Origin of the sequence: Bradyrhizobium sp. OAE829 (assembly GCF_040546575.1) — a bacterium.
In the GTDB taxonomy this organism is placed as follows: domain Bacteria; phylum Pseudomonadota; class Alphaproteobacteria; order Rhizobiales; family Xanthobacteraceae; genus Bradyrhizobium.
The window spans coordinates 3,325,178-3,332,500 of record NZ_JBEPOE010000001.1; the positions used below are offsets into that span (position 1 = coordinate 3,325,178).

Below are 7,323 nucleotides of genomic sequence, written 5' to 3' on the forward strand. Positions count from 1 at the left end.
GACGGGCGGACCGGTATGGATGACGGAGACAAACGAAAAAGCCCGGCCGATCGGGATCGGCCAGGCTTGTTCTTTAGCTCGCGCAGGTAAATTAAGCACGAGCCGGCGCACTGGAATTCAGGCCAATGTCCCGGGATTCCGGGCCAGCCCCCCTCGTGATCACCCCTCAGACCTTCCAGAAGCCCACCGGCTGGCGCACCGCGACGTTGAGCCTGTTCCAGACATTGATATTGGCGATCGCCAGGACCAGCGCTGCAAGCTCCGCTTCGTCGAACTGCTTGTCGGCCTCATTCCAGATCGCATCCGGCACCGGGTCGGCGCGGTCGCTGATGCGGGTCAGCGCTTCCGTCAGCGCCAATGCGGCCCGCTCGGCTTCCGTGAAGTAAGGCGTGTCGTGCCAGGCCGCGACCGCGAACAGCCGCTCATCGGTCTCGCCGGCTTTCCTGGCGATCTTCGGGTGCATGTCGACGCAGACGCTGCAGCCGTTGATCTGGCTGGCGCGCAGATGCACCAGTTCGAGCAGCTTCTCCGGCAAGCTGTTCTTGGTCAGTTCACCGAGCGCGTGCAGCGCCTTCATGGCGTCGGGAACGACCATGACGGGGTGGTTCATTCGAGCCTGCATCATTTCTCTCTCCATCCGTTGGTTCGGTCTTGACGTGACCGCGCCGATTTTCTGTCACATCGGCGGGGTTTCGTTCGTCATAGCCATGACGAGACACGACATGGGAATGTGACCGATGGACGAGAAAAAGTTTCTGGCCGAGAAGTTCGAGGCCAACCGGGCCCATCTGAGGGCGGTGGCCTATCGCATGCTGGGATCGACCGCCGAGGTCGACGACGCCGTGCAGGAGACCTGGCTACGCTTGAGCCGTACCGATACCGGTGGGGTCGAAAACCTCGGCGGCTGGCTCACCACGGTGGTCGCCCGCGTCTGCCTCGACATGCTGCGGTCACGCAAATCGCGGCGCGAGGAACCGATGGGCCCCGATGTGGCGGAACCCGCGGCCAATGACGAACACGAGCGCGATGCTGACATGGCCGATTCCGTCGGCGCGGCGCTGTTGGTGGTGCTGGAGACGCTGGCGCCGGCCGAACGGCTGGCCTTCGTGCTGCACGACATGTTCGCCGTTCCCTTTGAGGAGATCGCGCCGATCGTCGGCCGCACGCCCGCCGCAGCGAGGCAACTCGCCAGCCGCGCCCGCCGCCGGGTGCAGGGCACCCCGCCCGCGCCGGACGCCGATTTCAGCCGCCAGAAACAGATCGTCGATGCGTTCCTGGTGGCCTCGCGCAGCGGTGACTTCGAAGGGCTGCTCGCGGTACTGGATCCAGACGTGGTGTTCCGTGCCGACCAGGCCGCGCAGCGGCTGGGTTCGTTGCCGGAAATCCGCGGCGCAGCGGCGGTTGCCGAAACCTTCAAGGGCCGCGCCCAGGCCGCAAGGCCCGCGCTTGTCGATGGTGCGCTGGGGGTCGCCGTCGTCCTCGGCGGCGAGATGCGCATCGTGCTGCGGCTGACCATCAGCGGCGAGCGGATATCGGCGCTGGACGCGGTGGCGGACGCGGAAGCGATCGGCACGCTTGACGTGGAGGTGCTCTAAGTCCGAGCACAACTACCTACTGGAAGGAGCGGTTCGGATCTGCGCCGCCCCTTCTACGCTATTCCTTCTGCCAGCAACCGGCGCATGACCTCCGGGTCACGTTCAATTGCCAACAACAGTGCCCGGGCCGGTGCATCCGGCGTGCTTCGACGCTGCTCCCAATCGCGCAGCGTGGTGATCGGAAGGTGGAAGGCCTCAGCAAATTGCATCTGCGTCATGCCGAGGCGTTGTCGAAGCACCTTTACACGCGACACCCGGCGCATCCCGGACAGTTGCTCTGGCGTGAGCGGCTGGGCGTCGGGATCGGACAGCGCAGCGGTCACGACTTCCTCATCGGTCACGGCATCGAGTCGCGCCCAATCGGTATCGCTCCGAGGTGACGTGCTACCAGGCTTCGTGGTCACCCGCGTAGTATCGGTCTTGTTCATGTCGTGTGGCCTTTCGGGCCGATATGATTCTGATCTTCGCCACGCAGTGTGACGATCACGAACAGGACGTTGCTACGAGCCATTCCGATGACCTGAACTCGCTCCTCTTCGTATACGAACCGGGTGTCGACTTCTTCCAAACGGTTCGCATCTTCGAGGGCAGCAATCGCATCCGGAAAGTCCACGTCGTGCTTGCGAAGGTTCTCAGCGGCTTTGCCATTGTCCCATTCATACTGCACACAGGAGAAAGTACCGGATACCGGTAGTCCACGCAACCTGCGCGGCTTTCGGCAAGGCAGCGGTCCCCTTGACCGCCCCGCCTGCCGGGAGTATCCATTCCGAATACGGAATTCCGTATTCGGAATGGAACCCGGCATGATCCCGCTAGATCCGCTCCCCAACCTGATCGACCAGGTCTATGCCCGGATCCTCGAGGCGATCATCGATCGCACGCTTCCGCCGGGGCAGCGCATCACCCAGAACGAGCTGGCCGAGAAGCTTGGCGTATCGCGCCAGCCGGTTTCCCATGCGCTGCATCTGCTGCACCGGCAGGGCCTGGTGGCCGAGAGCGGCCGCCGCGGCTTTGAGGTCACCGAGCTCGATCCGGCCCGTATCCGGCAGCTCTACGAGGTCCGCGGAGCCATCGACGCCCTGGCGGCAAGGCTTGCCGCCGGACGCGTAAAGACCGACACGGCCGGGCGCGCGGCGCTGGAAGCGGCCTTGCAGGCCGGCCGGACCATCGGCGAGGACACCCCGCTGGCGCGGCTTATTGCGCTCGACGTCGACTTTCACGGCGCGATCTACCGCCTCGCGGGGAACCCTGCGATCGAGGAAATGATCGCGCCGCAATGGCCGCATATGCGCCGCTCGATGGCCACCGTGCTGGCCGAACTCGATTACCGCGACAGCGCCTGGATCGAACACGAGGCGATCGCGGTGCAGATTCTCGCCGGCAATGCTGGGAAAGCCGAGGCCGCGGCGCTGGCGCATGCGCAGACGGCGGGACGGATGACTGAGGAAAGACTGAAGGCGACGAGCAAGGCGGCGTAGGGAATTCTCATCCTGAGGAGCGGCGAAGCGTGTCTCGAAGGATGGGCCAAGCGGCCTCATGGTTCGAGACGCGCGAGGACGCGCTCCTCACCATGAGGGGAGAAACAAAAGCAAAGGGAGAGAAGACATGAAACTCACGCAAGAGCAGATCGACTATTTCAACCGCGAAGGCTGGCTGTTCCTGCCCGAGCTGTTCAGCCCCGAGGAAGTGGCCTATCTCGCGCGCGAGGCGGTGAGCATCTACGACGCCAACCGCCCCGAGGTATGGCGTGAGAAGAGCGGAGCGCCGCGCACCGCCTTTGCCGCGCATCTCTACAACGAGGCATTCGGCGCATTGGGCGCGCATCCGCGCATGATCGACCCGATCGAGCAGATCTTCGGCGAAAAGCTTTACATGCACCAGTTCAAGATCAACGCCAAAGCCGCCTTCACCGGCGACGTCTGGCAATGGCACCAGGACTACGGCACCTGGAAGCGCGACGACGGCATGCCGGAGCCGCGCGCGATGAACATCGCGATCTTCCTCGACGAGGTGATGCCGATCAACGGCCCCCTGATGCTGGTACCGAAGAGCCAGACCGCCGGCGACCTCAAGGCCTCGCACGATCTGGAGACCACCTCCTATCCGCTGTGGACGCTGGACGAGGCCACGGTGACGAGGCTGGTGCAGGAAGGCGGCATCGTCGCGCCGACCGGCAAGGCCGGCGGCATGCTGATGTTCCACGGCAATCTGGTGCACGGTTCGGCCGGCAACATCACGCCCTATCCGCGCAAGATCGTCTATTTGACGCTGAACGCGGTCTCCAACTACATCCGCACCCCGACACGGCCGGAGTATATCGCCCACCGCGATTTCACGCCGATCCAGACCGTCGATGACGACGCCTTGCTGCGGCTCGCGCGTGCGCATCGCCAGGCCGCGGAGTAGGTTTGATCGCGCTCACAACAGCGTCGTCATGCCCGGGCTTGTCCCGGGCATCCACGTCTTAGCGCTTTAGCCACCAGCAAAGACGTGGATGGCCGGGACAAGCCCGGCCATGACAGAGAAAAATCCGCGGCTTCTCGTCGCCTACACAATTGTTCGGACACCGCCATGAACCTCCACCACCTCCTCCAGGCCCGCCATGCCGCCGGCAAACCGGTTCGCGTCGCGCTGATTGGCGCCGGCAAGTTCGGGTCGATGTTCCTGGCACAGGTGCCGCACACGCCGGGACTTGAGGTGCCGCTGATTATCGATCTCGACCGCGACCGCGCGCGCGAGGCGTGCCGAACCGTCGGCTGGGACCAGGAGCGGATCGCACGGACCGCCTTCACCGATGACGGCCTGCGCGCGATCGCCGGCGGGGCAATGGATGTCGTGGTGGAAGCGACCGGCAATCCCGCCGTCGGCATCCGGCACGCCCGCGCAGCGATTGCCGCCGGCAAGCATGTCGTGATGGTCAATGTCGAGGCCGATGTGCTGGCAGGCCCCCTGCTCGCCGAGGAAGCCCGCAAGGCCGGCGTGGTCTATTCGCTGGCCTATGGCGATCAGCCGGCGCTCACATCCGAGATGGTGGACTGGGCGCGGGCGACAGGATTCCGCGTCGTCGCGGCCGGCAAGGGCACCAAATACCTCCCCGCCTATCATGACGTGACGCCCGACGGTGTCTGGAGCCATTACGGGCTCACCGCGGATGAAGCGCAATCGGCCGGCATGAATCCGCAGATGTTCAACTCGTTTCTCGACGGCACCAAATCCGCGATCGAAATGGCGGCGATCGCCAACGCCTGCCAGCTCGACGTGCCTACCGACGGCCTGCTGTTTCCGCCCTGCGGCGTCGACGACCTGCCGCATGTGATGCGGCCGCGCGACAAGGGCGGCGTGCTGGAGAAATCCGGCGTGGTCGAAGTGGTGTCATCGCTGGAGCGCGACGGCCGCCCGGTGTTTCGCGACCTGCGCTGGGGCGTCTATGTGGTGCTGGAAGCACCGAACGACTACGCCGCGGATTGTTTCAAGCAATACGGGCTGAAGACCGACGCCTCGGGCCGGTATGCCGCGATGTACAAGCCCTATCATCTGATCGGGCTGGAGCTGAACATCTCGATCCTGTCGGCGGCGCTGCGGGGCGAGCCCACCGGGCAGCCCCATGGTTTTCGCGGCGATGTCGCGGCGGTCGCAAAACGCGACTTACGCGCCGGCGAAATGCTCGACGGCGAAGGCGGCTACACGGTGTGGGGCAAGTTGATGCCGGCAGCCGTCAGCCTCAAGGCCGGCGCGCTGCCGATTGGCCTCGCCCACCGCGTCAAGCTGAAGAACAACATCGCCCACGGCGCCGTGGTGCGCTGGAGCGACGTCGAGGTCGACGAAGCCAACGATACCATCAAGACGCGCAAGACGATGGAAGCGAAGTTTGGCGCGGCGCCGCGAAGCGTTTAGACAACAGACTACGCCTGCTTGCGGCGGCAAACCGCCTCGATGTTGTGGCCGTCGGGATCGAGCACGAACGCGCCGTAGTAATCTTCGTGATAATTCGGGCGCAGCCCCGGTTGCCCGTTGTCGCGTCCCCCGGCTGCGAGCGCGGCCTGGTGAAACCGGTCCACGGTTTCCCTGTCGTGGGCCGCAAAGGCGACGTGGCTGCCGGTTTGCGAAGCGTTTTTCTCGCCGATCCAGAAGAATGCCTTCCGGCCGGCCCCATAGCCGGCAGCGGTTGGACCGTCTGCGTACAAGCGCTCGATGCCGAGCGGACGAAGCGCCTGATCATAGAATTTCCTTGAGCGCTCGATATCGCTGACGCCCAGCGAGACGTGATCCAGCATTGCAGCCTCCTGATTATCCCGGGGATTCATGATGGCATCTGGCGCGGATCGGCGCAGCCCAAATGTGCTACGGCAGCAAGCGGCTCGATCGCGCGAGGCCAAACCATTTCCGGAACATCGCCTCGGTATCCATCATCTCCGTAAAACCAGCCTGGTTGATCTTCACGGTCGAGACGATCGAGGGCGGGCCCGATTGGGTCTGGCCATAGCGCATGCTGTAATCGGCGTACTGGAATGACAGGCCGACAAATTCTTCAAGGCCGGGCGAAATCAGGTTGTGCTTGCGCCGCAGTTCGTCCCACGGCGCGATCCATTTGGGATATTCCTGCGCCAGCGACAGCGGCACGGCATTGCCCGGCTTCATCTCAAGCGTGTCTGCTATCGCCGGCCAGACATTCTCCCAGGTGAAGACATCGCCGTTGGTGACGTTGAAGGCTTCGTTGCGCGCGGCGGCCGCCTCGCCGGCCCAGGCGATCGCGCGCGCCAAAAGATCGACGTCGACCGCTTGCGACACTCGCGCGGCACCGCCGGGATAGTCGAGCGGCCGGCCCTGCTCGCGCAACATGGCGGCATAGACGCCGAGCGGCGGGATCAGGTCCATCGCGCCGCCGATCGTTTCACCGACGATCAGGACGGGCCGCAGAATGCTCCAGTGCCAGGCCTTGCCCTGCTGCAGCTCGCGCAGGAAATTCTCCTGCGCCCAGTAGAAATTCGGCTGCTCGTACATTTCCGAGCGGCCTTCGCGCGCCGGCACGGTGAGCGGGCGGACGTGGACACCATACGCCTTGGTGCCCTGCAGAAGTGCGACATGCCGAAGCTGCGGCGCGACCGGTTCGAGCGCGGCCATCAGATTACGCAGCATCACATCGTTGATGCGGATCTGATCCTGATCGCGCCAGCCGTCGACCAGATTGGGCGCTTCATAGAGCGCGGCGTAGACAAGATGGGTGGCGCCCTGCAATTCGGTTGCGGCGCGCCGGCACTGCACGGGATCGGTGAGGTCGATCTGCACGTGCCTGGAGCCATGGAGCTCGCGCGGCCTGCGCCGCGACAGCGCCAGAACGTCGCATCCCCGGGCGGCGCCGAAGTGCCGCAATGCGGCATTTCCCACCAATCCCGTGGCGCCCGCGACCACGACCTTCTTCTCTGCCATTTCCGGCTCCATCGGCGATTGCCGGCCATCCTATCGGACGAACGCCGGTCGCGTCAGTTTACGTCTTAGCCTTTCGTCGTGTGAAGGCGGGGATTTGAGGGGTCGGCCATTGCGTAAACTTATTGCAGCTGTTCGCAGCTGCGGCCGGACCAGAACCCTTGATTATCGACCCCCGATTGGTCATCCTGCCCTACGGGTTTGAAAGGATTGATCTCAATCACCAATCGAACGTCGGCCATCGTCGGACAGAAACGACAAATCAAGATCGTTGTCCCGTGGTCAGTATTAAAAAACAAAAGGG

The 7,323-nt window shown here is 64.3% G+C and carries 9 protein-coding genes; 4 read left to right on the forward strand and 5 right to left on the reverse strand.

All coding sequences use genetic code 11. From position 1 onward, the window contains the following. Positions 1-166 precede the first annotated feature (166 nt). Positions 167-622, reverse strand: coding sequence for a carboxymuconolactone decarboxylase family protein (locus tag ABIE49_RS16235; RefSeq protein ID WP_192738380.1), 456 nt, complete (start codon positions 620-622; stop codon positions 167-169). A gap of 115 nt (positions 623-737) precedes the next feature. Here ABIE49_RS16235 and ABIE49_RS16240 point away from each other — a divergent pair, with 115 nt between their 5' ends. Continuing rightward, a complete protein-coding gene (locus ABIE49_RS16240; RefSeq protein ID WP_192738263.1) occupies positions 738-1,595 on the forward strand; it encodes a sigma-70 family RNA polymerase sigma factor in 858 nt (285 codons plus the stop codon). Between the two features lie 53 nt (positions 1,596-1,648). On the opposite strand, the gene ABIE49_RS16245 is transcribed toward ABIE49_RS16240, so the two are convergent. After that, positions 1,649-2,023 (reverse strand): helix-turn-helix domain-containing protein, encoded by a 375-nt coding sequence (locus ABIE49_RS16245; protein ID WP_354066845.1) that lies wholly within the window; start codon positions 2,021-2,023, stop codon positions 1,649-1,651. Continuing rightward, the gene (locus tag ABIE49_RS16250; protein ID WP_210337425.1) at positions 2,020-2,400 is read right to left on the reverse strand and encodes a BrnT family toxin; all 381 of its coding nucleotides are present in this window, start codon (positions 2,398-2,400) and stop codon (positions 2,020-2,022) included. Before ABIE49_RS16250 ends, ABIE49_RS16245 begins: the two co-directional genes overlap by 4 nt. Between ABIE49_RS16250 and ABIE49_RS16255 the strand changes: the two genes are divergently transcribed. From ABIE49_RS16255 to ABIE49_RS16265, 3 genes are all read left to right on the forward strand, one after another. Further along, a complete protein-coding gene (locus tag ABIE49_RS16255) occupies positions 2,399-3,073 on the forward strand; it encodes a GntR family transcriptional regulator (RefSeq protein WP_192738264.1) in 675 nt (224 codons plus the stop codon). The genes ABIE49_RS16250 and ABIE49_RS16255 overlap by 2 nt on opposite strands. A 127-nt stretch (positions 3,074-3,200) precedes the next feature. Continuing rightward, the gene (locus tag ABIE49_RS16260) at positions 3,201-4,001 is read left to right on the forward strand and encodes a phytanoyl-CoA dioxygenase family protein (protein WP_192738265.1); all 801 of its coding nucleotides are present in this window, start codon (positions 3,201-3,203) and stop codon (positions 3,999-4,001) included. Between the two features lie 165 nt (positions 4,002-4,166). After that, positions 4,167-5,489, forward strand: a complete 1,323-nt coding sequence (locus ABIE49_RS16265; RefSeq protein WP_192738266.1) for an NAD(P)H-dependent oxidoreductase — start codon at positions 4,167-4,169, stop codon at positions 5,487-5,489. A gap of 8 nt (positions 5,490-5,497) precedes the next feature. Here the strand turns inward: ABIE49_RS16265 and ABIE49_RS16270 are convergent, their stop codons facing one another. Together ABIE49_RS16270 and ABIE49_RS16275 are read right to left on the reverse strand one after the other, a co-directional pair. Continuing rightward, positions 5,498-5,869, reverse strand: coding sequence for a VOC family protein (locus ABIE49_RS16270; RefSeq protein ID WP_192738267.1), 372 nt, complete (start codon positions 5,867-5,869; stop codon positions 5,498-5,500). A gap of 67 nt (positions 5,870-5,936) precedes the next feature. After that, on the reverse strand, positions 5,937-7,022 hold the full coding sequence (locus ABIE49_RS16275; protein WP_192738268.1) for an NAD-dependent epimerase/dehydratase family protein: 1,086 nt from the start codon (positions 7,020-7,022) through the stop codon (positions 5,937-5,939). Positions 7,023-7,323: the final 301 nt, after the last annotated feature.

Coding starts and splice junctions, on each gene's coding strand:
- ABIE49_RS16235 (WP_192738380.1), bottom strand. CDS start 622: ATGCAGGCTCGAATGAACCACCCCGTCATGGTCGTTCCCGACGCCATG.
- ABIE49_RS16240 (WP_192738263.1), top strand. CDS start 738: ATGGACGAGAAAAAGTTTCTGGCCGAGAAGTTCGAGGCCAACCGGGCC.
- ABIE49_RS16245 (WP_354066845.1), bottom strand. CDS start 2,023: ATGAACAAGACCGATACTACGCGGGTGACCACGAAGCCTGGTAGCACG.
- ABIE49_RS16255 (WP_192738264.1), top strand. CDS start 2,399: ATGATCCCGCTAGATCCGCTCCCCAACCTGATCGACCAGGTCTATGCC.
- ABIE49_RS16250 (WP_210337425.1), bottom strand. CDS start 2,400: ATGCCGGGTTCCATTCCGAATACGGAATTCCGTATTCGGAATGGATAC.
- ABIE49_RS16260 (WP_192738265.1), top strand. CDS start 3,201: ATGAAACTCACGCAAGAGCAGATCGACTATTTCAACCGCGAAGGCTGG.
- ABIE49_RS16265 (WP_192738266.1), top strand. CDS start 4,167: ATGAACCTCCACCACCTCCTCCAGGCCCGCCATGCCGCCGGCAAACCG.
- ABIE49_RS16270 (WP_192738267.1), bottom strand. CDS start 5,869: ATGCTGGATCACGTCTCGCTGGGCGTCAGCGATATCGAGCGCTCAAGG.
- ABIE49_RS16275 (WP_192738268.1), bottom strand. CDS start 7,022: ATGGCAGAGAAGAAGGTCGTGGTCGCGGGCGCCACGGGATTGGTGGGA.